Source organism: Anaeromyxobacter oryzae, from assembly GCF_023169945.1.
Classification (GTDB): domain Bacteria; phylum Myxococcota; class Myxococcia; order Myxococcales; family Anaeromyxobacteraceae; genus Anaeromyxobacter; species Anaeromyxobacter oryzae.
In genome coordinates this window covers 2,604,850-2,631,424 of the sequence record NZ_AP025591.1, presented here as the reverse complement: position 1 = coordinate 2,631,424, position 26,575 = coordinate 2,604,850, and the positions used below count along the sequence as shown (strand labels likewise).

Annotated in this window: 25 protein-coding genes; 13 read left to right on the top strand and 12 right to left on the bottom strand. The window is 74.8% G+C overall.

All coding sequences use genetic code 11. From position 1 onward, the window contains the following. Positions 1–13: 13 nt before the first annotated feature. The 9 genes from AMOR_RS11420 to AMOR_RS11380 form a co-directional block, all read right to left on the bottom strand. On the bottom strand, positions 14–1,249 hold the full coding sequence (locus tag AMOR_RS11420; protein WP_248361135.1) for an ABC transporter permease: 1,236 nt from the start codon (positions 1,247–1,249) through the stop codon (positions 14–16). Then, complete coding sequence (locus tag AMOR_RS11415; RefSeq protein WP_248361133.1) at positions 1,246–2,508, bottom strand: ABC transporter permease; 1,263 nt, start codon at positions 2,506–2,508, stop codon at positions 1,246–1,248. Before AMOR_RS11415 ends, AMOR_RS11420 begins: the two co-directional genes overlap by 4 nt. Then, positions 2,505–3,233: an ABC transporter ATP-binding protein gene (locus AMOR_RS11410; protein WP_248361130.1), complete on the bottom strand. Its 729-nt coding sequence runs from the start codon at positions 3,231–3,233 to the stop codon at positions 2,505–2,507. Before AMOR_RS11410 ends, AMOR_RS11415 begins: the two co-directional genes overlap by 4 nt. A gap of 5 nt (positions 3,234–3,238) precedes the next feature. Beyond that, entirely contained in the window at positions 3,239–4,609 is a 1,371-nt protein-coding gene (locus tag AMOR_RS11405) for an efflux RND transporter periplasmic adaptor subunit (RefSeq protein WP_248361126.1), read from the bottom strand. Further along, positions 4,610–5,950 (bottom strand): TolC family protein, encoded by a 1,341-nt coding sequence (locus AMOR_RS11400; RefSeq protein ID WP_248361123.1) that lies wholly within the window; start codon positions 5,948–5,950, stop codon positions 4,610–4,612. 12 nt (positions 5,951–5,962) lie between these two features. Then, positions 5,963–6,577: a YIP1 family protein gene (locus AMOR_RS11395; protein WP_248361120.1), complete on the bottom strand. Its 615-nt coding sequence runs from the start codon at positions 6,575–6,577 to the stop codon at positions 5,963–5,965. A gap of 418 nt (positions 6,578–6,995) precedes the next feature. Further along, entirely contained in the window at positions 6,996–7,502 is a 507-nt protein-coding gene (locus AMOR_RS11390) for a DoxX family protein (protein WP_248361117.1), read from the bottom strand. Positions 7,503–7,565: 63 nt separating this feature from the next. Beyond that, positions 7,566–8,534, bottom strand: a complete 969-nt coding sequence (locus tag AMOR_RS11385; RefSeq protein WP_248361114.1) for an N-acetylmuramoyl-L-alanine amidase-like domain-containing protein — start codon at positions 8,532–8,534, stop codon at positions 7,566–7,568. A 151-nt stretch (positions 8,535–8,685) separates the two neighbouring features. Continuing rightward, complete coding sequence (locus tag AMOR_RS11380; protein WP_248361111.1) at positions 8,686–10,191, bottom strand: Ppx/GppA phosphatase family protein; 1,506 nt, start codon at positions 10,189–10,191, stop codon at positions 8,686–8,688. A 270-nt stretch (positions 10,192–10,461) separates the two neighbouring features. Between AMOR_RS11380 and AMOR_RS11375 the strand changes: the two genes are divergently transcribed. From AMOR_RS11375 to AMOR_RS11345, 7 genes are read left to right on the top strand one after another with little or no spacing between them, the layout of a single operon-like run. Then, the gene (locus AMOR_RS11375) at positions 10,462–11,763 is read left to right on the top strand and encodes an inositol-3-phosphate synthase (protein ID WP_248361108.1); all 1,302 of its coding nucleotides are present in this window, start codon (positions 10,462–10,464) and stop codon (positions 11,761–11,763) included. 27 nt (positions 11,764–11,790) lie between these two features. Beyond that, complete coding sequence (locus AMOR_RS11370; RefSeq protein ID WP_248361106.1) at positions 11,791–12,552, top strand: CDP-alcohol phosphatidyltransferase family protein; 762 nt, start codon at positions 11,791–11,793, stop codon at positions 12,550–12,552. Then, positions 12,549–13,688 carry a glycosyltransferase family 4 protein gene (locus AMOR_RS11365; protein WP_248361104.1) on the top strand — a complete coding sequence of 380 codons (1,140 nt, stop codon included), beginning with the start codon at positions 12,549–12,551 and terminating at the stop codon, positions 13,686–13,688. Before AMOR_RS11370 ends, AMOR_RS11365 begins: the two co-directional genes overlap by 4 nt. Further along, positions 13,685–14,401: a 1-acyl-sn-glycerol-3-phosphate acyltransferase gene (locus tag AMOR_RS11360; RefSeq protein ID WP_248361102.1), complete on the top strand. Its 717-nt coding sequence runs from the start codon at positions 13,685–13,687 to the stop codon at positions 14,399–14,401. Before AMOR_RS11365 ends, AMOR_RS11360 begins: the two co-directional genes overlap by 4 nt. Further along, positions 14,398–15,150: a lysophospholipid acyltransferase family protein gene (locus AMOR_RS11355; RefSeq protein WP_248361100.1), complete on the top strand. Its 753-nt coding sequence runs from the start codon at positions 14,398–14,400 to the stop codon at positions 15,148–15,150. Before AMOR_RS11360 ends, AMOR_RS11355 begins: the two co-directional genes overlap by 4 nt. After that, positions 15,147–15,851, top strand: a complete 705-nt coding sequence (locus tag AMOR_RS11350) for a metallophosphoesterase (protein ID WP_248361098.1) — start codon at positions 15,147–15,149, stop codon at positions 15,849–15,851. The genes AMOR_RS11355 and AMOR_RS11350 overlap by 4 nt, the downstream gene beginning before the upstream one ends. 57 nt (positions 15,852–15,908) lie before the next feature. Beyond that, positions 15,909–18,416, top strand: a complete 2,508-nt coding sequence (locus tag AMOR_RS11345) for an MMPL family transporter (RefSeq protein ID WP_248361096.1) — start codon at positions 15,909–15,911, stop codon at positions 18,414–18,416. Positions 18,417–18,429: 13 nt separating this feature from the next. Here AMOR_RS11345 and AMOR_RS11340 read toward each other — a convergent pair whose 3' ends face one another. Then, positions 18,430–18,798: a response regulator gene (locus AMOR_RS11340; RefSeq protein ID WP_248361094.1), complete on the bottom strand. Its 369-nt coding sequence runs from the start codon at positions 18,796–18,798 to the stop codon at positions 18,430–18,432. A gap of 91 nt (positions 18,799–18,889) precedes the next feature. Then, positions 18,890–19,528 carry a DedA family protein gene (locus tag AMOR_RS11335; RefSeq protein WP_248361092.1) on the bottom strand — a complete coding sequence of 213 codons (639 nt, stop codon included), beginning with the start codon at positions 19,526–19,528 and terminating at the stop codon, positions 18,890–18,892. Positions 19,529–19,653: 125 nt separating this feature from the next. On the opposite strand from AMOR_RS11335, the gene AMOR_RS11330 reads away from it, so the two are divergent. The 3 genes from AMOR_RS11330 to AMOR_RS11320 are packed head-to-tail and all read left to right on the top strand — an operon-like array spanning position 19,654 to position 21,769. Next, on the top strand, positions 19,654–20,013 hold the full coding sequence (locus AMOR_RS11330) for an encapsulin-associated ferritin-like protein (protein WP_248361091.1): 360 nt from the start codon (positions 19,654–19,656) through the stop codon (positions 20,011–20,013). Continuing rightward, positions 20,013–20,849 carry a family 1 encapsulin nanocompartment shell protein gene (locus AMOR_RS11325; RefSeq protein WP_248361090.1) on the top strand — a complete coding sequence of 279 codons (837 nt, stop codon included), beginning with the start codon at positions 20,013–20,015 and terminating at the stop codon, positions 20,847–20,849. Before AMOR_RS11330 ends, AMOR_RS11325 begins: the two co-directional genes overlap by 1 nt. Beyond that, positions 20,846–21,769, top strand: a complete 924-nt coding sequence (locus tag AMOR_RS11320; protein WP_248361089.1) for a hypothetical protein — start codon at positions 20,846–20,848, stop codon at positions 21,767–21,769. Before AMOR_RS11325 ends, AMOR_RS11320 begins: the two co-directional genes overlap by 4 nt. On the opposite strand, the gene AMOR_RS11315 is transcribed toward AMOR_RS11320, so the two are convergent. After that, the gene (locus tag AMOR_RS11315) at positions 21,766–22,806 is read right to left on the bottom strand and encodes a phosphatase PAP2 family protein (RefSeq protein ID WP_248361088.1); all 1,041 of its coding nucleotides are present in this window, start codon (positions 22,804–22,806) and stop codon (positions 21,766–21,768) included. The two genes, AMOR_RS11320 and AMOR_RS11315, sit on opposite strands and share 4 nt — an antisense overlap. Before the next feature lie 273 nt (positions 22,807–23,079). On the opposite strand from AMOR_RS11315, the gene AMOR_RS11310 reads away from it, so the two are divergent. The 3 genes from AMOR_RS11310 to AMOR_RS11300 all read left to right on the top strand — a co-directional run bounded on the left by AMOR_RS11310 (position 23,080) and on the right by AMOR_RS11300 (position 26,571). After that, positions 23,080–23,661, top strand: coding sequence for a DUF2378 family protein (locus AMOR_RS11310; RefSeq protein ID WP_248361086.1), 582 nt, complete (start codon positions 23,080–23,082; stop codon positions 23,659–23,661). A 90-nt stretch (positions 23,662–23,751) separates the two neighbouring features. After that, positions 23,752–25,338, top strand: coding sequence for an alpha-amylase family glycosyl hydrolase (locus AMOR_RS11305; RefSeq protein WP_248361084.1), 1,587 nt, complete (start codon positions 23,752–23,754; stop codon positions 25,336–25,338). A 141-nt stretch (positions 25,339–25,479) separates the two neighbouring features. After that, positions 25,480–26,571 (top strand): ABC transporter ATP-binding protein, encoded by a 1,092-nt coding sequence (locus tag AMOR_RS11300; RefSeq protein WP_248361082.1) that lies wholly within the window; start codon positions 25,480–25,482, stop codon positions 26,569–26,571. Positions 26,572–26,575: the final 4 nt, after the last annotated feature.

Below are 26,575 nucleotides of genomic sequence, written 5' to 3'. Positions count from 1 at the left end.
GCCCCGCGTCTCCCTATTCGGTCCGCATCGCCTCGACGGGGTCGAGCTTCGACGCCCTCGCCGCGGGGTAGATGCCGAACAGGAGGCCCGCCCCGCCGGCGGAGGCGAGCGAGAGTATCACCGCCCACGCCGGGATGCTCGCCGGAACTTCGAAGACCTCCCGCGCGCCGATGGCGAGGCCTGCGCCGAGCAGCACGCCAGCCAGCCCGCCGAGCCCGGACAGCGCCACCGACTCCACCAGGAACTGGGAGAGGATGCGACGGCGGCGCGCGCCGAGGGCCATCCGGACGCCGATCTCGCGGGTCCGCTCGGTCACCGAGACGAGCATGATGTTCATGATCCCGATGCCGCCCACGAGGAGGGCGAGCGCGCAGACGCCGAACGTCGCCGCGCCCACCATCCGCGCGAGGTTGTCGAAGAGCTCCGCGCTGGTCTCGTTGGAGAAGATCTCGAAGTCGTTCTCGTCGCCCGCCTTCACGCCGCGGATCCGGCGCAGCAGGGCGATGACCTCCTCCATCGCCTTCGGCGCTTCCTCGGGGCTCGTCGCGACGATGGCGATGTTCGTGTTCCGCTGCTTCCCGACCACGACGTCGTAGACGGTCCAGGGGATCACCGCGAACCCGTCCTTCGACTGGCCGAGGATCGAGCCCTGCCGCTGCGCGACGCCCACCACCTCGAAGGTGGCGCCGCGGATGCGCAGCTCCTGCCCGAGCGGATCCATCTTCGGGAAGAGGATGTCGGCGACGTCCGAGCCGATGAAGACCACGCGCCGCGCGAGCAGGACGTCGGTCTGGGTGATGAAGCGGCCCTGGGCGACGGTCACCCCGTTGGCCGCCTCGTAGTCGGGGAGCCCGCCGCAGAGGCCGATGTCGCGCTTCGTCGCGCGCTCGGCGGTGGAGAGCACCTCGAGGCCGTTCCCCTTCCAGTACTCCTCGATGGACACCTGCGCGACGTGCGGCAGCGTCCGGATCGCCTCGCCCTGCTCCCGGGTGAGGTCCGGGCGCTTCTCGTACCGGCGCATGTCGTGCGGTCCGAAGTTCAGGTGCGGCCACTTCTGCACCTGGAACGCGCCCGCGCCGAGCATGGCGAAGTCGGTCGTCATCTTGAGGCGGAGTCCCTCGGTGAGGGACATCATCGCGACGACCGTCGACGCGCCGATGACGATGCCGAGGAGCGTGAGGACGGAGCGGAGGACGTTCCCGCGCAGCGTCCCGAGCGCCATCGCGATCGTGTCGAGGAGCGCGATCATTCGTACCTCAGCGCCTCGACGGGATCGAGCCGCGCCGCCCGCCAGGCCGGCCAGGAGCCGAAGAGGAGGCCCACGCCCGCCGAGAAGCCGAGCCCGAGCGCGACCGCCGACGGCGTGACGGCGGCGGCGAGCGGCGAGACGAGGGCGATGATCTGGCCGATCCCGAGCCCGAGCGCGGTGCCGATCGCGCCGCCGAGCGCCGCCACGAGCGAGGACTCGATGAGGAACTGGAGGAGGATGGTCCGGCGCCGCGCGCCGAGCGCGCGCCGGACGCCGATCTCCCGGGTCCGCTCCGTCACCGAGACCAGCATGATGTTCATGATGCCGATCCCGCCCACGACGAGCGTGATGAGCCCGACGCCGACCGCGACGCCGTAGAGGGCGCCGGTGAGCTGGTTGTACACGCGCAGGAACTGCTCCTGGCGGTTCAGCGCGAAGTCGTCCTTCTTGTCGGGCGGGACGCGGCGGACCTTGCGGAGGATGCCGACGAGCTGATCCTCGAGCGCGGAGAGGTTCTCCGGCTCGGCGGCGACGGCGATGTTGATCGACCGCTTCGACCCGAGGTCGCGGAGGAAGCTCGAGTAGGGCATGAACACGTTCGTGTCCATGTCCATCCCGAGCATCTGCCCGCGGCGGGCCATGGTCCCGACCACCGTGAACGGGTGGCCCTCGACGACGACGCGCTTGCCGACGATCGCCTCGGGCGGGAAGCCGGGGAAGAGCCGCTCCGCCACGCCGAAGCCGAGCACGACCGACGCCCGCGAGAGGTCGACGTCGGTGTCGGAGAGGAAGCGGCCCCACGAGACGGAGCCGCCGCTCGTATCGAGGTAGCGGGCGTTCGTCCCGACGAGCTGGACGCTCGAGACCTCCTGCTCGGCGCGCGTGACCGTGCCGCGCGACATGACCTGCGGCGCGATCGCGGCGGCGAAGGTCGCCTCGCGCTCCACCGTCTCGAGCTCCTCCCTCCCGAGGTCCTTCCGGTTCCGCATCTCCCACCACTCGCCGCGGCCCTGGGCGAACCAGGCGAACTTGGAGACGTAGATGGTGTGGGCGCCGATGTTGGCGATCTGCGCCTCGAACGACGCGTTCAGGCCCTGGATGATCGCGACGATGGCGATCACCGTCATGACGCCGATGACGATGCCGAGCGTGGTGAGGAAGCTCCGGAGGCGCGCGCCGACGAGCGCCGAGAGCGCGATCCGCAGGCTCTCCCCCATCTCGGAGGTGGCGCGGACGAAGCCCCGGCGGAGGCGGTTCATGCGTGCACCACGCGCGCCGCGCCGAGCGTGGCGATCTCGGAGCCGGGGCCGTCGCCCACGACCCGGCCGTCGGAGAGGCGGATCGCGCGGGGGCAGCGGGCGGCGAGCTTCGGCTCGTGGGTGACGAGGATGATGGTGTGGCCGCGGACGTTCAGCTCGCCGAACAGCCGGATGATCTCCTCGCCGGTCTGGGAGTCGAGGTTGCCGGTGGGCTCGTCCGCGAGGAGGATCGACGGCTCCCCGACCAGCGCCCGCGCGATCGCGACGCGCTGCCGCTGCCCGCCCGAGAGCTCGTTGGGCTTGTGCGTCATGCGGTGCGCGAGGCCCACCGACCGGAGCGCCTCCTCGGCGCGCGCCCGGCGCTCGCGGCGGGGCAGCCCGCGGTACACGAGCGGCAGCTCCACGTTGGCGAGCGCGGAGGCGCGCGGGAGGAGCTGGAACGTCTGGAAGACGAACCCGATCTCCTTGTTCCGGAGGTCCGCGAGCGCGTCGTCCGCGAGCCCCTCCACGTCCGAGCCGTTCAGCCGGTAGACGCCGGCGGTGGGCGTGTCGAGGCAGCCGAGCAGGTTCATGAGGGTCGACTTGCCGGACCCGGACTGCCCGATGATGGCGACCCACTCGCCGCGCGCGATGCTGAACGACACGCCGTCGAGGGCGCGGACGGTCTCGCCGCCGACCTCGTAGTGCCGGTGCAGGTCCTCGACCACGATGAGCGGCTCGGCCACGGTCGCTATCCCTTCTTCCCGGCCGGGCCCTTGCCGCCGAGCGGCTGCTCCTCGACGCGCTTGCCGTCGGCGAGCTCGCGGGAGAGGACGCGGTACGGCCCCTCGATCACCTTCTCGCCCTCCTTGATCCCGGAGACGATCTCGATCTCGTTCTCGCTCGCGAGGCCGGTCTCGACCTGCCGCACCTTCGCGACGCCGCCCTCGACCACGAAGACCACCTTCCGGAGCGGCTCGCGCTTCTGCTTCTTGCCGGGCTCGGGCGGCGGCAGCGGGCGCTCGTCGCGGGCCGGGCCGCCCGGAGCGAGGTCGCGGTCGGGCCGTACGGTCACCGCCTGGATCGGCACCACGATCGCCTGATCGCGCGTGTCGGTGGAGATGGACGCCTGCGCGCTCATCCCGGGCAGCGCGCCCTCGACCGGGTGCGTGAGGGCGAGCCGGACGAAGAAGGTGGTCACCTCGCCCTCGGTGCCCTGATTCTTCACGGTGGCGTTCCGCGCGACCTCGACCACCTGCGCCGGGAACTTCTGGTCGGGGAAGGCGTCGATCTCGATCTCGGCCGGGTCGCCCTCCTTCACGTAGACGACCTCGTGCTCGCCGACCTCGATCTTCGCCTCCATCTTGGAGAGGGTCGAGATGACGAGGATGACGTCCTCGGAGAGCTCCGAGCCGCGGACCCGCTCGCCGACCTGCTTCTCGCGCTTGGTGATGACGCCGTCGATGGGCGAGACGAGCGTCGTGAGCGAGAGGCTGTGGCGGGCCTCGGAGAGGAGCGCCTCCGCCTGCGCGACGCGCTCCTGCGCAGCCTGGAGGCGCGCGCGCTCGCCGGAGAGGCTCGACTTCGCCGTGTCCACCTCCGCGGCGCTGGCGTTGCCCGTCTTCGCGAGGGTCTCCACGCGCCCGAGCTCCTGCTCGAGCTGGAGGACCCTCACCTTCTCGCCCTCGACGTCGGCCGCGGCGCTCGCGCGGTTCGCGGTCTGCTGCGCCACCTGGGCGGAGTAGCGGCGCGCGTCGATGCGGCCGAGCACCTGGCCCTTCTTCACGAGGTCGCCCTCGTGCGCGTCGAGCTCGAGGAGATCGCCCGAGACGTTCGCGGAGAGCTTCACCTCGGTGGCGGCCTGGAGCTTCCCGGCGGCGGTCACGACGCGGGTGATGGCGCCCTTCCGCGCGTTCACCGCCTGGATCCCGATGGGCGGCGGCGGGCTCGGCCGGAGCGAGAGGACCGTGATCGCCACGACGGCGACGACGAACAGGGTGGCGACGATGCGCTTCGTCCAGCTCATGCGGACCGGCGGGAGCATGGGCGCCACGGTCGGGGTCTCGGGCGCGGCGCGGCCCGGCTCGGGTGCGGGCTTCGGGATCGGGTTCTGGCTGGCCATCTAGAGGGCTCCTCCCGCCGCGCGCGCGAGGTCGGCGATCGCGACGGCGTGATCGATGCGGGTCTGCAGGAGCGTCAGCTCCGCCTGCGTGAGCTTCAGGTTCGCGTCGCGGAGCTCGAGCTGGTTCGCGAGGCCGGCCTCGAGGCGCTGGGCGGCGAGGTCGAGCGCCTGACGCGCGATCTGCAGCGTGTCGGACGCGAGGGCGATCTGGCGTCGAAGCGAGACCGCCTGGGCGCGGGCATCGGCGACCTCCTTCGCGACGTCGGTCTCGGCGCGGTAGGCGGTCGCCCGCGCGCGCTCGAGCGTGCCCTCGGCGCGCGCGATGCGGGCGCTGGTGGCGCGCCCCTCGAACAGGTTCCAGGAGAGCACGACGAGGGCGCTCGCGTCGTAGGCGCGGGTGGGGTCGCCGACGACGCCGTCGGTGCCGCCGAGGTTCTGGCCGTTGCGGTTGTAGGCGCCCTGGACGGCCACGGCCGGGAGGTAGCCGGCCCGCGCGCCGGAGGCGCTCGCCTTCGCCGCCTCGACGAACGCGCGCTGCGCGACCACCGTCGGCCGGCGCTCCCGGGCCCGGGCCACGAGGGCGTCGAGCGGCGGCGGCTCGCCGGTGGGCACGCCCGGCGCGTCGACCGCCGCCGGCGGGACCACGTCGAGGTCCTCCGCCGTGGTCCGCCCGAGGATCTGCGCGAGGGCGCTCCGGGCCTGCTCGACCCGGATGCGCTGCTGCTCGGCGGCGATCCGGTCGTTCTGGAGGTTCACCCGCGCGGTGTACGTGTCGCTCTTCGGCGCCTTGCCCGCGGTGAAGAGCGCATCGGCGCGATCGACCAGCTCCTGCGAGCGGACGGCGGTCTTCTCGAGGACCGCGAGGCTCCGCGTCTCGCGGACGAGCTCGTAGAACCGGCGCGTCACCTCGAAGGAGAGCGTGAGCGCGGTCTCCTCGTAGAGCCGCTCGTTCCCGCGCACGCTCCAGCCGGACGCCTGGATGCCGGTGTAGGTCTCCCAATCGAAGACCGTCTGCCGGAGCTGCAGGCCCGCCGAGTACTGGGCGACGTTCGTCTCCGGCACGGCGGGGCTCACGAACGTGACGCCGCCGATCGTGACGGCGCGGGCGGAGGTCGCGCCCTGGAACGCGCGTCCGGCGCTCACCGAGAGGTCGAGCCGGGGGAGCACGCCGGAGATCGAGGTCGTCCGGTCGGCGCCGGCGATGGCGACGTCGGCGCGGGAGAGGCGGAGGTCGACGCTGGTGCGCGCGGCCTCGGCGAGGGCGTCGTCGAGCGTGATCGGGGCGGCCGCCCACGACGGGGCGGCGGCGGCGAGGAGGAGCGCGGCGGCGATCGGGCGCATGGGATCTCGGGGCTACCGGGGACCGGGGCCGGGGCCACCGGCCGCGAGCTGCGCGGCGGGGACCACCTTCAGGAGGGCGACGTACGCGAGGAAGAGCACGACGGTGACGGTGAAGGCGCGCGCGCGGGAGGCGCCGGACAGGCGCGCCATCCCGAGCGCCACCAGGGCGACGGACCAGAGGCCGAAGAGATCGAAGGCCGAGAGGAAGGCCCAGAGCGGCGGCGGCGCACCGGGCGGGAGGAGCGCGGCGAGGCTCGAGGGGACGAGGCGGCCGGCCTGCATCGGCGGGATCGGCGCGCGCACGATCGCCGCGGGGATCGCGAGGAGGCCGCCGAGCCATACCGGCAGCATCCCGTGCGCGACCACCGCGAGCGTGCCGCGGAACGGCGGCCGCGTCCCCGCGACGCGGAAGCCGAGCGCGAGGAACCCGGCGGCGGCGAGCGCGAGGAGGGACGGCAGCGCGAGCGCCCCGGCCCACCCGGCGATCTGGCCGAGCTTCCGGGCCGTCACGGCGGCCTGCTCGCGCTCGAAGGGCGTCGGCTCCTGCCCCTCGGGGCCGGGCTGGAGCTTCGCGTCGGCCGCCGCGCCATAGTCGACCCTGGGCACGACGACGGCGGCGGTCGCCACGGCGGCGAGCGTCGCGAGCGCGAGCGCGAGCCCGGCGCGGCGCGGCGCCGCACCGCCACCGCGGCCAGGCCCCGGCCCGGGGCGGCGAGCGTCGACACGAGGACGGCGCCGTCGCTGGAGATCTCGGATGTCGTCATGGACGCCTCGTGCCCGGCCCCTACGGCGGGCGGGCGCGCGGTATTTCACGCGCTGCCGCCACCCTGTCAAACGAACAGGGAGGCAGCCAACGAATTTCCGTGACATTTCAGCGAGGGGGGGTGGCGGCGGACCCGAACGAGCACGGCCTCCAACCCCTCACCCCGTCGTGCCGAGCGCCGCGCCGGCGCGAGCGGGCGCGACCTCCCACTCCGACGCCACGCGTCGCGACCCGGCCGAACGGTGAGGCGGAGGGGAGAGGCGGTACCGGTCTCGGTCGCCGCTAGTGCACGATCGCGAGCGCCCGATCCGCGAACGTCATCGGCAGCTCCCGCCGGAACATCGACGTGAGCCCGCCGAGGCGGCCGCGCCGGAGCGCCGCGCGGTGCAGGGAGACCGCGCCCGGTCGCGTCGCGAGGAGGCCGAGCGACATCGCGATGAGGGCGAGGTTGTACTCCATCCCACCCTTCACGATGTCGTAGCCCTTGGGCGCCTGCACCTTCCAGATCGCGACGGCTTGCGTGACGAGCACGGCGATCGCGGCCGGCCGCGTCGCGATCCCCAGGATCGCGAGCCCCCCGGCGACGGTCTCGGCGATCCCCGTCGCGAGCGCGAGGCCGCGCCCGGGCTTCAGCCCCACGCTCTCGAACATCTGCCCGGTCTGCGACGGCCCCTCGCCGCGCAGCTTCGCGAGGCCGTGGTAGAGCATCGACCCGCCGAGGGCGAGGCGGACGGGAAGGTCAGCGACCTCCTCCGTCCGCCTCGCCCCGGCACCCCCCGCCTCGAACATCGGTCCCCCCCGCTTCCCCTCGGCGAGAGGAAGATCGACACCAACGCAGCGTGGGGCAACCACCTACAGCCGCGGCGCGGGCGCGGAGACGGGCGCCGGCGCGACCGTCGGCTCACCCGGCGGGCGAGCGGCCGCGCGCGTGGTCTCGCCAGCGAGGGTCGTCGCTCGCGCCGTCGAGTCGGCGATCTCGAGCACCAGGAGGCCGTCCACCGGCCAGCGCGGATGGGCCTTCGCCTCGCGCGCGAGGAAGCGGTCCACCGGCTCCTCGATGACGCGAGCGACGCCGAGCGTGGAGGTCGCGTGCCGGACGCGGCGCGCGCCGCCGGGGGCCGTCACGACCAGCCCCGCGTGCGTGATCCGCGTCGCGCGGGCCTCCGCGTGGGCGCGGACGACGAAGACGATCGCGCCGTCCGGGATCGCCGGCGCGACCGCCGCGGCGTCCTCGGCCGGGACGATCCACGCCCCGAAGGTCCCCGCTGGCAGCCGCGCGCGGGGCAGCCCCGGGATGGCCCGGCCGGCGCGGCGGACTGCCTCCCAGCTCGGGACGTCGTACGTCTCCTCGATCCACCGCGCGCGCTCCCCCGCGACCTCCCGGGTGACGTCGCGGACGAACCCCTTCGCGAGCGCCGCCGGGATCCACTGCGAGAGCACCTCGTGGTTCCGGGACGCGAGCGCGGGTGAGCCGGCGTAGCGGACGTCGTCGAGGAGCCGGCGCGCCTCCGCGAGGGTGCGGGCCGAGCCGAGCGCGACCGCCGTCTCGACGAACGTCATGCAGTCGAAGGCGTCGAGCCGGAAGCGCGGGTCGGCGTCTGGCCCGGAGCCCTCGCCGAGCGGCGACGGCGCGTACGGCGCGCCGAGGAGCGGCCGGGTCGCGGCGGCCGCGCGGGGCCCGCCGGGGGGCGCGGCCGCGAGCGCCCGGGCGACGGCGCGGGACGGATCCGCGAACGGCGGCGCGACCGCCGGCGGCTCGGGCGGCCGCTCCCCCGCGACGATGGCGGCCGAGGCGAGCAGGGCGGAGAGCGCGCGGACCACGCGCCCCCGAGCCTACGCCGGGCGGGCGAGCGGTCGCAAACCGGTGCCGACGGGAACCAGTCGAGGATCGTCGACACGACGCCCAGCGCGGAACGACGCGCACGTGGACCGCGCCGATGAGCGGCACGAGCTCCCCGAGGGAGCGCGCCGCCTACACCGCCCGGCGGCCGGGGAGGACCTCGATGCGCCGCCCGAACACGGAGCGGAAGAGCGGCGCCTCGCGGGCGACGTCCCAGAGCTCGAGGTCCACCGCGCCGCGGACGCGGGCGACCACGCGCACGCCGCCGGCGTGCGAGGCGGTCCGCACGTCGTGCACGGGCTGGTGGTGGCTCCGGTCGAGGGCGTCGGCGATCCGGAGGATCGCGACGAGGCGGCGCACGGTGCGGAACTCGGCGGCGGGCAGGTCCGCGAGGTCCTCGCGGTGGCGCTCCGGCGCGCTCCGGCGGTGGTAGCGCGCGACGAGCGCGACGAGCCGTCGCTCGGGATCCGAGAACCCCGGGATGTCGGCGTTCAGGAGGAGATAGTAGGTGTGCTTGTGGTGGCGGCTCGGGGACACCGCGTGGCCGACGTCGTGGAGGAGCGCCGCGGCCTCGAGGATCCCCCGCGCGCTCGCCGGGAGGCCGTGGAGCGTCGTGAGCTGGTCGAAGAGCGAGAGGGCGAGCCGCGCGACCTGCGTCGCGTGCCGCTCGTCGAACGCGAAGCGCCGCCCGAGCGCGAGCGCGGCCTCCGTCCGGTCGGCCGCGGCGGCGGCGACGGCGCCCGGGGATCGCCGGGCGAGGTCGCGGAGGATGCCGTCGCGGAGGCCCGTGTCCACCGCCACGATGTGCTCGAGCCCGAGCTCGCCCATGGCCGTCTCGAGGATGACCGCGCCCGCGACGATGATCTCCGCGCGCTTCGGCTCGAACGTCCTCCGGCGCTCCGCGAGGCTCATCGCGGCCATGTCCTCCACCGCCCGCGAGAGGCGCCGCAGCGAGAGCCGCCGCGCGTCTCCTCGCGCCGCGACGATGGCGTTGATGGTCCCGGAGCTCCCGAGCGCGTGGCTGAAGCGGGGGAAGCCCTTCGGGATGGAGTCGCGGAACGCCTCGGAGGCGAAGCTCCGCATCACCGAGAGGCGCTCGGGCGAGACGCGGTTCGACGACGAGAAGATCTCGGTGAGCCGGACCGCGCCCACCGGCACGCTGTAGAGCGACGACGGCTTCTCGCCGACCGCGGGCGCGATCTCCGTGGAGCCGCCGCCGATGTCGATCACGAGCGCGCGCGCCCCCGCGGGGCGCCCCGCGAGGACGCCGAGGCAGATGAGCCGCGCCTCCTCCCGCCCCGAGACCACCTCGAGCTCGATACCCGCCTCCTCGCGCGCACGGCGCACGATGTCTTCGCGGTTCCTCGCCTCGCGGACGGCGCTCGTGGCGACCGCGCGCACCCGGGCGCGGTACCGGCGGCAGAGAGCGCCGTAGCGGCGCAGGGTCGCGAGGAGGCGGTCGGCGACGGGGCGCGCGAGGGCGCCCGTCGCGAACACGCCCTCTCCCGGCCGGACGGGATCGCGCTCCTGATGCAGCGTCTCGAGCGAGCCGTCCGCGAGCGGGCGCGCGATCTCGAGCCGGACGGCGTTCGTGCCGACGTCGATCGCCGCGAGGATCCGGTCGTGCCCCTTGCGCAAAGCGTCTCGCTCCCGGCGCTGGAGATTAACGGAGATCGCGCCGCGCGCCGTGCCGTGATCTCAGGCAAGGAATGATCTCGCGGAACGTGGGCCTCCCGGGCACGGGTGACGCACGCGCGTCACTCTTCCGCGACGCCGCGCCTTGCGGTAGAAACCCGCCACCGGCAGGGTCTGCCGCGAAGCATCGCGGGGCTCCCACCCACGGAAGCCCGCGAAAACCCGGGCGACGAAAGGCGCCGCGCTCCTCGCGGCCACCGCCCAGAGGTGCACATGAGAGTCGTTCCTGGTCTGAAGCCCCTGCGCAAGGGCGAGAAGCTCGCGATCCTGATGCCGGGGATGGGCGCCGTCGCGACCACCGTCATCGCCGGCGTGGAGGCGGTGAAGAAGAAGCTCGCCGCGCCCGTGGGCAGCCTCACGCAGCTCGGCCACCTCCTCGAGGAGGACGGCCGCCCGGGCCCGCTCCTCAGGGACGTCCTCCCGCTCGCGTCCTTCGACGACCTCGTCTTCGGCGGCTGGGATCCCATCCCCGACGACGTGTACGCCGCCGCCGTCCGCGCGAAGGTGCTGGGCCGCGAGCACCTCGATCCGATCAAGGCCGAGCTCGAGGCGATCCGGCCGATGCCCGCCGTGTTCGACAAGGAGTGGGTGCGCCGCCTCGACGGGCCGAACGTGAAGAAGGGCTCGCTCCGCGAGAAGGCGGAGGCGCTCCAGGCGGACATCAAGGGCTTCATGGAGCGGAACCGCTGCGCCCGCGGCGTGATGGTCTGGACCGGCTCGACGGAGGTCTACGTCGAGGTCGGCCCGGCGCACGAGTCGCTGAAGGCGTTCGAGGCCGCGCTCGACCGGAACGACCCGACCATCGCGCCGTCGATGATCTACGCGTACGCGGCGATCAAGTGCGGCCTGCCGTTCATGAACGGCGCGCCGAACCTCGCCCAGGACACGCCGGCGCTCCAGGAGCTGGCCGAGAGGGAGGGCGTCGCGACCGGCGGCAAGGACTTCAAGACCGGCCAGACGCTCATGAAGACGACGATCGCGCCGATGCTGCACGCGCGCCTCCTCGGCCTCGACGGCTGGTTCTCCACGAACATCCTCGGCAACCGGGACGGCGAGGTCCTCGACGACGCCGCGAGCTTCAAGACGAAGGAGGTCTCGAAGCTCGGCGTGCTCGACCAGATCCTCTCGCCGAAGCAGCACCCGGAGCTCTACGGGGACATCGAGCACAAGGTCACGATCCACTACTACCCGCCCCGCGGCGACAACAAGGAAGGCTGGGACGCCATCGACATCTACGGGTGGCTCGGCTACCCGATGCAGATCAAGGTGAACTTCCAGTGCCGCGACTCGATCCTCGCGGCGCCCCTCGCGCTCGACCTCGCGCTCCTCGCCGACCTCGGCCAGCGCGCGGGCGGGAAGGGGCCGCAGGAGTGGCTCTCGTTCTTCTTCAAGAGCCCCGTCACGGCGTCCGGGAAGCCCGTCCACGACCTCTTCCAGCAGCAGGCCACGCTCCACGCGCAGCTCCGGCGCTTCGCCGAGGCGGCCGCGGCCGCGGCGAAGAGCGCGGTCGGGTAGGGCGGCGGCGGGATGAGCCCGCGGGCCATGAGCGACAGCGCCGCCGTCGCGATCCTCCTGCACGCGGCCCTCGCGGCCGCGACGGTCGTGGCGTACGTCCTCGCCCGCCCGCCGCGGCCCGCGCGCCTCGCCGGCTACCGGGGGCTCATCGCGGTCCTCGGGGGCTGGGCGTACTGGGTGACGCGGCCGATGCACGACGCGGCGGCGCGCCTCGGGCTCACCCCGAACGCGGTCACCGCGTACGGGCTCGTCCTGAACGTGCTCGCCGGCCTCGCCGCGTCCCAGGGCGCGTGGGGGTGGGCGGGCGTCCTGCTGGTGTGGGGCTCCATCGGCGACCTCCTCGACGGCGAGCTCGCGCGCTCCACCGGGCAGCAGAGCCCGGCGGGCGCGTTCCTCGACTCGAACCTCGATCGCGTCTCGGAGATCGCGCTCTTCGCCGGCTTCGCGGTCGCGTTCCCCGACCGCGCCGGCGTGGGCTGGGCGGTGGCGGCGCTCTCCGGCTCGGTGATGGTGAGCTACGCCCGCGCGCGCGGCGAGGGGCTCGGCGTGGCCTGCCCCACCTTCGGGCTCGAGCGGCCGCACCGCGTCGTCCTGCTCATGGCGGCGCTGCTCGCCGCGGCGTTCCTCGAGCCGGTCCGGGCGGTGGCGCTCGTCGAGGGCGCGTGCGCGCTCATCGCGGTGGGCGCCGGCGCGACCGCGCTCGGCCGGATGGTGGTCATCCACCAGCTCCTGCGCCGCGGCGACGCCGGCGCAGCGGCGCCCGGCACGCCGCCCGAGGGCGCCGCGTGAGGATCTGCATCTTCACGCCGTACGACCTCACGCACGAGGGCGGCGTGAACCGGCACGCGGTGAGCCTCTCGCGCGCGCTCGGCGCGCTCGGGCACCAGGCCCGCGTCGTCGGCCCGGCGAGCGGGAAGGTGCCGGAGGGCTGCGAGGGGCTCCGCGGGGTCGTGCCGGTCCGGGCGAACGGCTCGGTGGCCCGCATCGGCCTCCTCGTCCCGCCGCGCGCCACGCGGTCGCTCCTCGAGGCGAACGCGTTCGACGTGGTGCACGTGCACGAGCCCATCGTGCCCGGCCCCGGCCGCCACGCGCTCCGCTTCGCGGGCGCGCCGGTGGTCGCGACGTTCCACGCGAACGCCGAGCGCGAGCTCCCGCTCCAGAAGGTCCTGCGGCGCGTCGCGTCCGGCGGCCTGTCGCGGATCGCGTTCGGCATCGCCGTGTCTCGCGAGGCGAAGCGCTTCTCGCGGACGATCTACCGCGGCCGGACCGCGGTCATCCCGAACGGCGTCGACCTCGGCCGCTTCGCCGCGGCGCTCGATCCCGCGCCTGCGCTCGTCCGCCCGCCGCGGCCGGTGCGCGTCCTCTTCGTCGGCCGGTACGGCGAGCCACGGAAGGGCTTCACCGTGCTGCTCGACGCGATGACGCTGCTCCGCACCCAGGGGCGGGCGATCGAGGTCGACGTGGTGGGCGTCGGCCCGCGCGAGCGGTACCAGCGGCGCGCCGAGCGGCTCGGGGTGCGCTTCCACGGCCGGCTCTCGGACGCGGAGCTCGCCCTCCGTTACAGGGAGAGCGACGTGTTCTGCGCGCCGTCGCTCGGCGGCGAGAGCTTCGGGATGGTGCTCGTGGAGGCGATGGCGGCAGGTTGCCCGGTGGTGGCGAGCGACATCCCGGGGTACGCGGAGGCGGCCCGCGGCGCGGCGCTCCTCGCACCCGCCGGCGACGCGGGCCAGCTCGCGGTGGCGCTCTGGCGCGCCGGGCAGGACCCGGAGCTGCGGCAGCGGCTCGTCGCGCGGGGCCGCGCCCGGGCGGACGCGCTCTGCTGGACGCGCGTCGCGGGGCGGGTCCTGCACATCTACCGGTCGGCGATCCACGCCGCGGAGGTCGCGCCGGCCGCGCTCGCCCACGCCGGCGGTCGGGCTGGATGACGGGCGATCCGAGGAAGTTCCCGCGCACGTGGCGCCAGGAGGCGGTGCTCATACCGCTCGTCCGCGCGCTCAAGCTCTGGTACCGGCCGCGCGTGCACGGGCTCGAGGCCGTCCCCAGGGACCGGCCGCTCGTGTACGTCGCGAAGCACCCGCGCACCTGGCTCTACTTCGAGATCATGCTCCTCGGCCTGCTCACCTTCTGGGACGAGGACCGGGTCCCGTTCCGGCCGATGGAGAAGCGCAACACCTCGCTGCACCGCCTGCCCGGCACGAGCTGGATCCGCCGGCACGTCGGCACCATCGAGGCGACGGAGGAGGCCGCGCTCGGCGCGCTCCGCGGCGGTGAGTCGGTGCTGATGTTCCCCGGCGGCGCGCGGGAGCTGTACGGAGCGGCGGACCGGATCGACTGGAAGGGGCGGCGCGGCTTCGCCCGGATCGCGGCGCAGGCGGGCGCGCCGGTGGTCCCGCTCGCCATCGCCGGCGCGGACCAGCAGCACCCGGCCCGGCTCTCGGTCGGGAAGGGCGGCTCGCTCTGGCTGCCGCTCCTGCCGTTGCCGGTCCCGCTCGACTTCTGGTTCGGCGAGACGCTCGCGCCACCGGACGCCGGCGACGCCGCCGCGGTCGCCGGCTTCGCCGAGGGGGCCGCCCGCGCGACGCAGGCGCTCCTCGACGACGCCACCCGAGCCCGCCGCAAGCCCTGGAGCCTCACGTGAACGATCCCGCGACGCCGGCCGGAACCCCGCCGCGCCTCGACCCGGAGCACTGGTTCTACCGGCGCCTCATCCTGCCCTGGGCCCGCACGATGACGCGGTACCACCGGCTCACGCTCACGGGCGCGCCGCCGCCGAGGGGGCCGTGCATCTACGTGGCGCTGCACGGCGCCGGCTACCTCGTCGTCGACCTGGTCCTCGCCTGCTACATGCTCGGCTGGAAGGAGTTCCACGAGACCGGGCAGGGCTTCACGGGCCTGCGGATCGTCGCTGCGGACTCCAAGATCGAGAAGGCGATCCCCGGGCTGCCGGTCGTGAAGCAGTTCGCGGGCACCATCGGCACGAGCGAGGACGCGTGCGTCGCGGTGCTCGAGCGCGGCGAGCAGCTCCTCGTGACGCCCGGCGGCATGCGCGAGGCGCAGCCGGCGCGGGACTTCTACCGGCTGCGCTGGGACGGACGGTACGGGTTCGTGAGGCTCGCGCTCGCGACGGGGGTGCCGATCGTCCCGATCGCCATCGTCGGGGGCGCGGAGGCCTACCCGGGCTTCCGCTGGAAGAAGCTCTCGTTCTGGTCGCCCGTCCCGCTCCCCGCGCGGTTCGACATGGCCGTCGGGGAGCCCATCCCGGTGGAGCGCGCGCCCGAAGGGCTCCGCGACCTCGACGTGGTGAAGCCCATCCACACCCTCGCCCGCGAGCGGACGCAGGCGCTCTACGACGGGCTCCGGGCGGCGCGCCGCGAGCGGGGGCCGTGACCCTCGTCCGGATCGCGAGCGACTGGCACCTGGCGCCCCGCAGCCCGGCCCGGCACGGCCGCCTCGCCCGCGCCTTCCTCGCCCGCGCCCGGGCCGACGGCGCGCTCGTCGTCCTGAACGGCGACGTCTTCGACGACCTCTTCGCCGGGGCCGGCCGCGGTGAGGCCGCCCACCCGGAGGTCGCGGCCGAGCTCGCCACGCTCCGCGCGGCGGGGCGGCTCCGGCGGACCTGCGGGAACCACGACCCGGACGCGGGCGAGGCGCGCGTGGTCCTCGACGCGCCCGGCGCCGGACGGGTGCTCGTGATGCACGGCCACGCCGCCGATCCGGTGAACAGCTCGGCGCTCGGCCGGCTCGGGGACGGCATCTCGCGCCGCTTCGGGCGGCTCGCCGCCGTCCGCGGCGCGGCGTGGCTGGCGGAGGCCGCCGCCCGCGCCGCCGCCGGGGACCGCATGGTGTCCATCTTCCGGGAGAGGTGCCTCGCGATCGTGGAGCGGGAGGGGTTCGACCTCGGCGTGTTCGGGCACGTCCACGCGGCGTACCTCGCCGCGGGCGACCGCTACGCGAACGCCGGCGCGCTGCACGACGACCGGCTCGAGTACCTCGAGCTCGGCGAGGGCGGGCCGCGCCTCGTCACGCTCCGGGCGGACGAGCTCGCCGCCTCCGAGCGGGCGGGAATCGACGGCCGCCCGCCGCGGTAGGTCACGAGGATCGGAGCTTGCGCCCGGACCGCCGGGCAGGAGAAGAAGACTCCCGCCATGCGCCTCGCCGAACGCTGGGTCCACCTCGCCGACCGCCGCCGCGGCCCCATCCTCGCCGCGTGCGCGATCGCCGCGCTGGTCGGCGTCGTCGGGACCGTGCGGCTGTACACGGACCTGCGGCCGGACATGTCGGAGCTCCTGCCGGCGAACAGCCGGAGCGCCCGCGACCTCGAGACCGTGACCGAGCGCGTGGGCGGCTACGCCGAGGAGACGATCGTCCTCGCCGGGAAGGATCCGCTCGAGCTGCAGCTGCTCGCGGACGACCTCGCCGATCGGCTCTCCGCGGACCCGGAGCACCTCATCCGCTGGGTCGAGTACCGGGTCGACGAGACGCGCGACTTCTTCAAGCCGCGGCTCCTCCTGTTCCTCTCCCGGGGCGACCTCGTCCGGCTCCGCGACACGCTCGGCGCGCGCGTCGCGTGGGAGAGGGCGCGCGCCGCCGGGAAGGCGGAGGGCGCGCCGCCGGACGTGGAGGGGCTCCTCCAGGAGATCGCGGGCGAGCGGAAGGAGCTGCTCGAGCGGTTCCCGACCGGCTACGTCATGGGCGAGGTCCCCGGCCATCGGGCCGGCGAGACGATGACGGCCCTCGCGATGGTGGTCCGGCTCGACGCGCAGCCGGACGACTTCGGGAAGGTCACGGCGCTCGACCGCTACGTGAAGAAGGCGGTCGCCGAGCTCCGGCCCGCCGAGAAGCACGTCGAGGTGGGGTACGGCGGGTACGTCGCGTCGAACATCCTCGAGCACGACGCGCTGGCCGAGGACCTGGTCTGGGCGACGATCCTCGTGCTCGCCGCCGTCGCCGCCGCGGTCGCCGTCTACAACCGGACCTGGAAGGCGATCTTCGCGGTGGGGATCCCGCTCATCTCCGGCACGATGGTGACGTTCGGGATCGCCGAGCTGCTCGTCGGGCACCTCAACTCGAACACCGCGTTCCTCGGCTCGATCGTCGTCGGGAACGGCATCAACGTCGGGCTGATCCTGTTCGCCCGGTACCTCGAGGAGCGGCGCCACGGGTACGACCCGGCGCCCGCGATGCAGACGGCGCTCTCCGCGACCTGGCTCGCCACGCTCACCGCGGCGCTGGCGGCGGGCGTGTCGTACGCGTCGCTCATGTCCACGGACTTCCGCGGGTTCAACCAGTTCGGGCTCATCGGCGGGATCGGGATGACGCTGTCCTGGATCTTCGCGTACCTGATGACGCCGCCGCTCGTGCTCGCGTGGGAGCGGCGCGCGCCGATCCCGCGCGCCGGGCAGCGGCCGGCGCGGCCGGTCTTCACCCGGGTGGTGTCGCACGCGGTCGACCGCGCGCCCCGCGTCACGGCGGTCGGGGCCCTGCTCCTCACCGTCGCGTCCGTCTTCTTCATCGCGCACTTCGCCAGGGACCCGATCGAGTTCGACTTCCGCAAGCTCCGCGACCAGTCCGCGCTCGCGGAGGGCGGACCGGCCTGGTGGGACGCCCGGGTGGACGCGCTGCACGGCGACCACCTGTCGCCGACGGTGCTCCTCGGGCGGGACGAGGCCGAGGCGCGCCGGATCGCCGCCGCGCTCGAGGCGGAGCGGAAGGCCAACCCGGAGACGTTCTTCGGCCAGGTGCTCTCCGTCGCGGCGTTCGTCCCGGAGGACCAGGAGGCGAAGCTCCCGGTGGTGCAGGAGATCCGCGCGCTCGCCACGCCGGAGAACCTGCGCTTCCTCTCGCCGGAGCAGCAGCTCGCGGTGAAGCAGGTGCTGCCGCCCCCCGAGCTCCGCCCGTTCGGCGCGAAGGACCTGCCGGAGGCGCTCCGGCGCCAGCTCACCGAGGTCGACGGCCGCGCCGGCACGCCGGTCCTCGTGTACCCCGCCCAGCGGATGGACGTCTGGAACGGGCGCGACGTGGTGCGCTTCGCCGAGGAGATCCGCCGGGTGCCGTTGCCGCGCGCCGACATCCCGATGGCGAGCTCCACGCTCGTGTTCGCGGACGTGCTGTACTCCATCGAGAAGGACGGCCCGCGCGCGACGCTGCTCTCGCTCCTCGGCGTCGTCCTGCTCGTGCTCGTCGCGTTCGGGCTCGGGCGCCGCACCGTCCGATCGCTGTCCGACGCGGGGTGGGTGCTCGCGTCGCTCGCGGTCGGGGTCATCTGGTTCGGCGGGCTCGCCGGGGCGCTGCACCTGCGCCTCAACATGCTGAACTTCATCGCCCTGCCGATCACCTTCGGCATCGGCGTGGACTACGCGACCAACATCTTCCAGCGCCGGCGCCTCGACCACGCCCGCTCGATCGCGGAGATCGTCCGCACGACCGGCGGTGCCGTGGCGCTCTGCTCGCTCACCACCATCATCGGGTACTCGTCGCTGATCATCGCGCGGAACCAGGCGCTCATCTCGTTCGGCGTCCTCGCGGATCTCGGCGAGGTCGCCTGCCTGGCGGCGGCGCTCTTCGCGCTCCCGGCGGTGCTCCGGTGGCGGGAGCTCGTCCGCGAACGCCGTGCGCAGGCGGCCGAGCGGGTGGACGTGCAGGCGCAGCCGTGAGCGGCCCGAGGCTCTAGCTCGCCCCGACCTCGTGGAGCGCCCACTCGAGCTGCTCGCGCGAGAACGGCTTCTCGAGGAACGCCTCCGCCGCGGGCCGGTCGCGCGTCGCGCGCTCGCCGCTCATGGCGATGATCGGGACCTGCGCGAGGCGCGGGGTGCGGCGGACGCGTGCCACGAGGTCGTGACCGGTCATGCGCGGCGTGTAGAGGTCGACCAGGATCGCGGCCGGGCGCGGTCCCCGTCCGAGCAGCTCCCAGGCCTCGGCGCTGTCGGTCGCGACCGCGACCTGGAAGCCGACGCGCACGAGGAGCGCGCGGATGGCGTCGCGCATGCCGGGATCGTCCTCGACCAGGAGGACGCGGCGGATGAGTGTACCCTCCACGCACATCAACCTAGATAGCCGCCGGTGTCGCGGCGAGGCGCGCCGTTGCTCCAGGAGGGGGGGTGCGGTGGTTTTCCGGGGCCGCGTCGCGTCAGGGCTCGGGCTCGACGCGGACCGTCGCGGAGCTCGCCGCCCGCCGCGAACGGGCGCGCCGGGCGATGACCGCGGCGGCGGCCGCGAGGACCAGGGCGGCCGCCGCCGCCCACAGGGCCTCCGGAGGCACGCGCCCCGAGAGCCGCTCGTACCCCGCGCCGAGCGCGTACCCGAGCCAGAAGTAGATCGTCGACCAGGCGAGCCCCGCGAAGAAGGTCCCGACGACGAACGTCCGGTGCGGCAGGCGCAGCGTGCCGGCGACGACCGTCATCACGATCCGCAGGCCCGGGATGAGGCGGCCCACCACGACCGCGGTCGCGCCGCGGCGGAGGAGCCACGCCTCGAGCCGCTGCTCCCGGGCCTCGGTGTAGCCGAACCGCCGCGCGATCTTGACGAGCAGCGGGCGGCCCGCGTGGCGCGAGACGAGGTAGAGGACCGTCGCGCCGATCACCGTCGCCGCGGTGACGGCCGCGGCGGTCGCGCCGAACCCGGCCCGCTCCGCGTGGGCGAGCACGCCCATCGCGGCGATGAACAGATCCCCGGGGACGGGCAGGGGAACGCCCGCCTCCTCGGCCAGGATGACGAGGAACAGCCCGGCGTAGTGCCAGCGTGCGAGGAAGTCGGCGGGGCTCTGCACGGCGCCTTGTTTCGCACGGACGGGCCGCCCGGCAAAGGGGCCGAGGTGCGTCCGGGGGCCCCAGCGACCCACGCCCCCTGCCACGGGCCTTGGCGCGGACCCAGCGTCGCCCCACCCCTTCGTGCATGGCCGGGGCATCGCAGGGATGGCACGAGAACGAGGCGACGCTTTCGCCGCGAACGAAGGACCTGCACCGGGCGATCGTCTCGCTCCAGGAGGAGCTCGAGGCGATCGACTGGTACCAGCAGCGGATCGACGCGACCCACGATCCGGAGCTGAAGCGGATCCTGGCGCACAACCGCGACGAGGAGAAGGAGCACGCGATGATGCTCCTCGAGTGGATCCGCCGTCACGACGTCGTGTTCGCGCGCCAGATCGAGATGCAGGTCGGCCACGGGGGTCCCATCGTGCGTGAGGAGGAGCTGGAGGAGGCGAGCGGGGCCGCCGAGCTCGAGCAACGCGCCACGAAGAAGAAGGGGGAGTGATGAGCTGGCAGGACCGGGAGGGCGCATCGTTCGGGCAGGAGGTCTGGGACCAGATCGACCGGGTCGCGCGCGCCGCCGCCGACGAGGTGCGCGCGGCGCGACGGCTCGTGACGCTGGTCGGGCCGCTCGGGTTCGACGCGCGCGCCGGCGTCGCCGAGGACGAGCCCGCCCACGGCGGCGAGGACGAGGCGGAGGAGCGGACGCACGTGCACGTCCCGCGCGTCCGCGCCCTGCCGGTGCTGCACCGGACGTTCAGCCTCGGCGCCCGCGCGGTCGAGGCGCTCGAGAAGCGGGGCGAGCCGCTCACGCTCACCGAGACCGCGGAGGCGGCGCGGAACGTCGCCCGCGCGGAGGATCGCCTGCTGTTCCACGGCCACGGCGGCGCCGGGGTCGCCGGGCTCCTCGGGCATCCGGGCGCCCTCGAGCTGCCGCTCGGCGACTGGTCCGACCCGGCCCGCGCCGCCGACGACCTCCTCGCCGCGCTCGCCCGCCTCGACCAGGCCGGCCGGCACGGCCCCTACGCGGTCGCCCTCGCGCCGGCGCGCTACTATCAGCTCCTCCGGCCGCACGCCGGGACCGCCCTCACGCCGTACCAGCAGCTCCAGCCGGCGTTCGAGGGCGGCCTCGTCAAGGCCCCCGCGCTCTCCGACGGCGCGGTCGTCGTGATGCGCTCCGAGTCCGGGCCGCGCGCCGTCGTCGGCCAGGAGCTCACGGCGACATACGACGGGCGCGAGGGGATCTTCCACCGCATCTCGCTCGTCGAGTCGGTGACGCTGCTGCCGGGCGTCCCGGGCTCGGTCGCGGTCCTGCGGGGCTCCGCGGCGTCGCGGTCGTGAGCCGCCGGAAGGCCGCCGCGCGCGGCGCGGACGGGGACGGCCTCCCCGCCGGCGCCGGCGCGCTCCTCGCGCTCTCCGCGGCCGAGTTCACCGCGGCGCGCAACGCCCTCGCCGCGGAGCGCGCCGCGGCCGGCGACCGGTCCGGCGCGGACGCCCTCCGGAGGCTCCGGCACCCCGTCGGCCTCGCCTGGATCCTGAACCGCCTCGCGCGCGCCGAGCCGGCGCGTCTCGCGGCCCTCCTCGAGGCGGGCGACGCGCTACGCGCCGGGCAGCGCGCCGCGCTCGAAGGGAAGGGAAGCGCGGGCCTCAGGGCGGGCGAGGACGCGCTCCGCGCCGCGGCCCGCGCGCTCCGCGAGGCCGCGGCGCCGCTGCTCGCCGACGGCGGTCGCGCCGTCGCCCCGCAGGTGCTCGCCCGGGTCGAGCTGCTCCTCCGGCTCGCCGCGACCGGCGACGACTCCACGCGCGACGCGCTCCGGCGCGGGCAGCTCTCGCGCGAGCCCGGGCCCGGCCCCGGCGAGGGGCCGTTCGTCGCGGGGGCGCCGGCGGCGCTCCCGGCGCGGACGCGCACCCGCCGCGAGCCGGCGCGGGAGGCGCGGCGCGCTGCGCCTCCGCCGCGCCGTGAGGCCCCGGCCCGGGACCGCGCCGGCGAGGCCGCGCTCCGCCGGGCCGAGCGGCAGGCCGCCGCGCGGGCACGGGCGGAGGCGAAGCGCGCGGCGCAGGTGGAGCGCGAGCGGGAGCGGGAGCGGGTGGCCGCGGCGCGGGCGCTCGCGCGGGCGGAGGCGGAGGTGGAGCGCCGGCGGACGGCGCTCACGTCCGCGGAGGACGCGGTCCGGACCGCGCGCGCCCGGCTCACCTCAGCCGAGGCGGAGGTCGCGCGGCGCCGGGCGGCCCACGCCGCCGTGGAGCGCGAACGTTCCTAGTCGCGGGCGGGCCCGACGAGCACCACGTCGGGGCGATCGACGCCCGTCGCCCGGAGCGGCGCCCCGCGCGCCGGCGCCGAGCCTGAGGGCAGGGTGGCGGCCCCCTCACCCCGGCCCTCTCCCCCGGTGGGGGAGAGGGAGGAGTGTCCGCGTGCCGGCGCCAGCGAGCCTCGCGCCGTCTGCGCTGGCCCCGGCGCGGCGCCGCCGGGCTCCAGCGCGGCGGCCGCGGGCCCCGGCGCGGTCTCGCTGGGCTCCAGCGCGGCGGCCGCGGGCCCCGGCGCGGCGGGCGCGGGCTCCGGCACGGCGGGCGCCGCCGCGACGCCGGACGGCCGCCCTCGGACCTCCGCCAGGAACGGACCCTGGAGCACCCTCCGGACGTCGCCGAAGAGCGTCGACACCTGCATCACCACCACGAACGCTGCGGCGTAGAACGCGCCGGGGCGCCGCGCGAGGAGCGCGAGCGGGAGCCGGGCCACCCGGGTCCGGATCGGGGCGGCGACGATGACGGCGGCGAGCGCGATCCCGAGCGCGGCGCCGGCGAGCACATCCGAGGGGTAGTGCCACCCGAGGTAGATCCGCGGCAGGAGGATGAACGCCGCGGCATACGCGTGTGCGGCGAGGCCCACCCGCCGGGAGAGGAAGGCGAGGCCGGTCGCCATCGCGCCGAACAGCATCGCGTGATCGCTCGGGAACGCGCTCCAGTCGGAGAGGACGCGCTCCGCGCCGCCGTAGGGTGGGACGAACCCGAGCGCCGCGTCGTGCACCGGGCGGGGCCGGAAGGGGAAGGCGTGGGCGAGGAGGCGCCCGAGCACGATCGCGAGGCCGGCGGCGGCGAAGGTCGCCACGATGATCTCGCGCCGCCGCACCCGGTCGTGCTCCGGCGCGGCGCCGAACCACCGGGCGAGGAGGACGGCCGCGAGGGGGACGCCCTTCGCGAGGTTCGACTGCGCGAGCTCCGTGACGGCGGCGTCGAGGAGATGCGAGCGCCCGGCGAACCCGTTCAGCCAGGCGAGGACGGCGTGGTCGATCGACGGCATGAGGACGGCTCTCGCCCCGCGCGCCGGGGGGGCGTCGCGCGAGGTGGCGCGGCGTCCGGGGGCGGGTGCTCCGACCGTGAAGGCTAGCCACGAAGGACCAGCGCACAAGCGATGCGGAGGTCGGACACCCGACGGGAAGGATTCCTCGCAGCACGCGGGCGCGACGCCCCGCGGTCCGGGCCTCGCGTCCGGGAACCGCCGCCCTTCCACTGGGCGCCCCGGATGTGGTGGGATGATGCCTCCCCTGTACGGGGGCGACAGGAGGGGGAACACGTGCCGGCCGATCCGAAGGAGCTCGAGCGACGCGCAGGGGCCGCGACCGATGCGGACACCTCGCGCGGCCTCAACTTCAACACGCTGTTCACGCTGGTGCGCGAGACCGTCGGCGACCCGGCCGCGAAGGCGTGCGATCCGCAGGGGAAGGGATCGCGGATCGACTTCTTCTCGTACCCCGTGGCCGAGTACCTCCGGATCGCGTGGGCCGCCGCGGACCGCCTGGAGCCGCGGCTCGGCTCCGTCGACGCGGTCTGGCGCGAGCTCGGCCGGCGGACGATCGCGAACTTCCTCTCGTCGACCATCGGGCGGACCGTGTTCGCGATGGCCGGGCGCGATCCACGCAAGGTCGTCGCCGCGGCGCCCGCGGGCTACCGGACGGCGGTGAGCTACGGCGAGCGCAAGGTGCAGTGGCTCGACGAGCGGCACGCGCGCGTCGTCTTCCGGCACGACTTCATGCCCGCCGCGTTCCACGCGGCGGTGATCCAGGCCGGCCTCGAGGCGACCGACGCGCGAGCGCCAGCGGTGACCGGGCGCGAGCTCGCGTTCCTCGAGACCGAGTACGACGTGCGCTGGGAGTGACGCCGCCCCGCTCGCTGCGACGGATGGCGTAGCGGCCCGCACCCAACGGAGTCCGCGCGGGCGGCGCACCGCGGCGCGATCATGCGCGCCATGCGCCCCTCCCTCCGCACGCCGCTCGCGCTCGCCGCCGCCCTCGCCGCGCTCGCCTGCGCGTCGCGCGCGCCTCGGCCGCCCGCCGCTCCGCCGGTCGCCCCCGCCACGGCCGCCGCCCCCGCGGCGCAGCCCGCCCCCCCGCCGCCGCGGCCGCTCCCGCAGCGCCCGTGGGAGGACGAGATCCTCTACTTCGTCCTCGTCGATCGGTTCGCCGACGGCGATCCCGGCAACGACCGCAACGTCGACCGCGGCGCGAAGGGCGCGTTCCACGGCGGCGATCTCGTGGGGCTCACCGCAGAGCTCGACGAGATCGCCTCGCTCGGCGTCACCGCGATCTGGGTGAACCCGCTCGTCAAGAACATCGACGACTACGTCACCGGGGCCGGGTTCCCGGACTGGGCCTACCACGGCTACTGGATGGACGACCTCTCGAGGCTCGACGCCCGGTTCGGGACCGAGCCGGAGCTCGCCGCCTTCGTGAACGCCGCCCACGCGCGCCGCATCCGCGTGCTGCTCGACGTCGTCTACAACCACTGCGGCTACGACTGCGCCTACGTCCGCGATCCCCGGACCACCGACTGGCTCCGCTCGCCCCAGCACGGCGGGTGCGGCGACGACGACCTCACCACCTGCCTCGCCGGCCTGCCGGACTGGAAGACCGAGCGGCCCGACGTGCGGAAGCTCCTGCTGGACGCGCAGCTCGGGTGGGCGCGGCGCTCCGGCGTGGACGGGTTCCGGCTCGACACGGTGAAGCACGTCGAGCACGACTTCTGGCAGGAGCACCGGCGGCGCGTGCGGGCGGAGCTCCCGCCCGGCTTCTTCCTCCTCGGCGAGGTCTGGGGCGGCGACCGGGACGTCCTCGATCCCTGGTTCGAGCCCGACGAGCTCGACGCCGGGTTCGACTTCGGCTTCCAGGGGAGCGCGGTGGGGTGGCTCCTCGGCCGCGGGCGCACCGTCGCGTACGAGCACTACCTCGAGTCGCGCCACAAGGTCCGGAAGGGACACCTGCTCTCCCAGTTCCTCTCCTCGCACGACGTCCCCGGCGCGCTCCACCTGCTCGGCGGCGATCGCCAGGCCTTCCGCCTCGCCGCGCTGCTCGAGCTCACCACGGTCGGGATCCCGGTCGTGTATTACGGCGAGGAGGTCGCCCGTGACATCGGCGAGTGGCCAGACAACCGGAGCGACATGCCGTGGGGCGACCGGCCGGTCCAGCCCGGAGCGGGCAAGCCGCGCGACGAGGGCATGCGGGCCTGGTATCGCAAGCTCATCGCGCTACGGCGCGCGCATCCGGCGCTCTCGCGCGGCGCGCATCGGGCGCTCTCGACCGAGGGCGACCTGCTCGTCTTCGCGCGGGAGGAGCCGGGCGGGGAGGCGGTCGTGGTCGCGGTGAACCGCGGAGCGGCGCCCGCGTCGGCCCGCGTGCCGGCCCCTGCGAGCTGGACGGCGGGGCGCGTCGAGGACCTGCTCGGCGGGGAGACCGTCCCGGTGACCGACGGCACGGTCGACGTCGCCGTTCCGCCGCGCGGTGCCCGCGTCCTCGGTGTGGCCGCAGCGCGCGCGACGGACAGTCACCAAAGGCGTTAAACCCATCGTGAAGCAAGCGACGCGGAGCGTCGAACGGGGCGTCGCAGCACCCAATTTGGCTCCCCCGGGTCGCGGTCAAGCGGCTTAGACAGTGACCCATCGTTGACGTGACGAGTCGGTGACGCGTCGCCGAGGTGCGGCATGGCGGGGGTCGTGCTCAGGGAGGTCGCGAAGCGGTTTGGCGACGTCCGGGTGATCGAGAAGCTGGATCTCGACGTCAGGGATCACGAGTTCATGGTGCTGGTCGGCCCGTCCGGCTGCGGAAAGTCCACCGCGCTCCGGATGATCGCCGGCCTGGAGGAGATCACGGGCGGCACGATCTCCATCGGCAACCGCGTCGTGAACGACGTCCCGCCGAAGGATCGCGACATCGCGATGGTCTTCCAGAGCTACGCGCTCTACCCGCACATGACGGTGCGGGAGAACCTCGAGTTCGGCCTCAAGATCCGGAAGACCGCCCGCCCGGAGATGGAGCGGCTGGTGGGCGAGGCCGCGCAGATTCTCGGGATCGACAAGCTCCTCGACCGCAAGCCGAAGGAGCTCTCCGGCGGGCAGCGGCAGCGCGTCGCGCTCGGGCGCGCCATCGTCCGCAAGCCCGCGGTGTTCCTCTTCGACGAGCCGCTCTCGAACCTCGACGCGAAGCTGCGCGTGCAGATGCGCGCCGAGATCAAGAAGCTGCAGGCGCGCCTCGGCACGACCGCCATCTACGTCACGCACGACCAGATCGAGGCGATGACGATGGGGAACCGGATCGCCGTCCTGAACGAGGGGCGGCTCCAGCAGGTGGGCGCGCCGCTCGAGCTGTACGAGCGCCCGGCGAACCTGTTCGTCGCCGCGTTCATCGGCAGCCCGCCCATGAACCTCTTCAAGGGGACGCTCGCCGAAGGCGGCACCGCGATCGCCACCTCCGACTTCCGCCTCCCGGTCCCGAGCAGGCTCCGCTCCGCGACCGTCGGGAAGGACGGGACGGCGGTCGTGGCGGGCATCCGGCCCGAGGCCGTGCTCCAGCCGGGCCGCGCGGCGAAGGGCGAGTCGGCGCGGATCCCGGTGACCGTGGAGATCGCGGAGCCCCTCGGGGACGAGGTCGTCGTCCACGCGCGGGCCGGCGAGGACCTGATGGTGTTCCGGCAGGACCCGCGCCCGGTCCCGGGCATCGGGGACAAGCTCGAGGTGCTGGTCGAGCTCGACCACCTGCACCTCTTCGACGCCGCGAGCCAGCAGCGGATGGAGTGACGCG

What these genes read in the sequence shown, in the direction of transcription:
- AMOR_RS11405 (WP_248361126.1), bottom strand. Translation starts at nt 4,609, where the DNA reads ATGGCCAGCCAGAACCCGATCCCGAAGCCCGCACCCGAGCCGGGCCGC.
- AMOR_RS11325 (WP_248361090.1), top strand. Translation starts at nt 20,013, where the DNA reads ATGAGCTGGCAGGACCGGGAGGGCGCATCGTTCGGGCAGGAGGTCTGG.
- AMOR_RS11360 (WP_248361102.1), top strand. Translation starts at nt 13,685, where the DNA reads ATGACGGGCGATCCGAGGAAGTTCCCGCGCACGTGGCGCCAGGAGGCG.
- AMOR_RS11400 (WP_248361123.1), bottom strand. Translation starts at nt 5,950, where the DNA reads ATGCGCCCGATCGCCGCCGCGCTCCTCCTCGCCGCCGCCGCCCCGTCG.
- AMOR_RS11370 (WP_248361106.1), top strand. Translation starts at nt 11,791, where the DNA reads ATGAGCGACAGCGCCGCCGTCGCGATCCTCCTGCACGCGGCCCTCGCG.
- AMOR_RS11345 (WP_248361096.1), top strand. Translation starts at nt 15,909, where the DNA reads ATGCGCCTCGCCGAACGCTGGGTCCACCTCGCCGACCGCCGCCGCGGC.
- AMOR_RS11300 (WP_248361082.1), top strand. Translation starts at nt 25,480, where the DNA reads ATGGCGGGGGTCGTGCTCAGGGAGGTCGCGAAGCGGTTTGGCGACGTC.
- AMOR_RS11305 (WP_248361084.1), top strand. Translation starts at nt 23,752, where the DNA reads ATGCGCCCCTCCCTCCGCACGCCGCTCGCGCTCGCCGCCGCCCTCGCC.
- AMOR_RS11330 (WP_248361091.1), top strand. Translation starts at nt 19,654, where the DNA reads ATGGCCGGGGCATCGCAGGGATGGCACGAGAACGAGGCGACGCTTTCG.
- AMOR_RS11390 (WP_248361117.1), bottom strand. Translation starts at nt 7,502, where the DNA reads ATGTTCGAGGCGGGGGGTGCCGGGGCGAGGCGGACGGAGGAGGTCGCT.
- AMOR_RS11315 (WP_248361088.1), bottom strand. Translation starts at nt 22,806, where the DNA reads ATGCCGTCGATCGACCACGCCGTCCTCGCCTGGCTGAACGGGTTCGCC.
- AMOR_RS11415 (WP_248361133.1), bottom strand. Translation starts at nt 2,508, where the DNA reads ATGAACCGCCTCCGCCGGGGCTTCGTCCGCGCCACCTCCGAGATGGGG.
- AMOR_RS11375 (WP_248361108.1), top strand. Translation starts at nt 10,462, where the DNA reads ATGAGAGTCGTTCCTGGTCTGAAGCCCCTGCGCAAGGGCGAGAAGCTC.
- AMOR_RS11420 (WP_248361135.1), bottom strand. Translation starts at nt 1,249, where the DNA reads ATGATCGCGCTCCTCGACACGATCGCGATGGCGCTCGGGACGCTGCGC.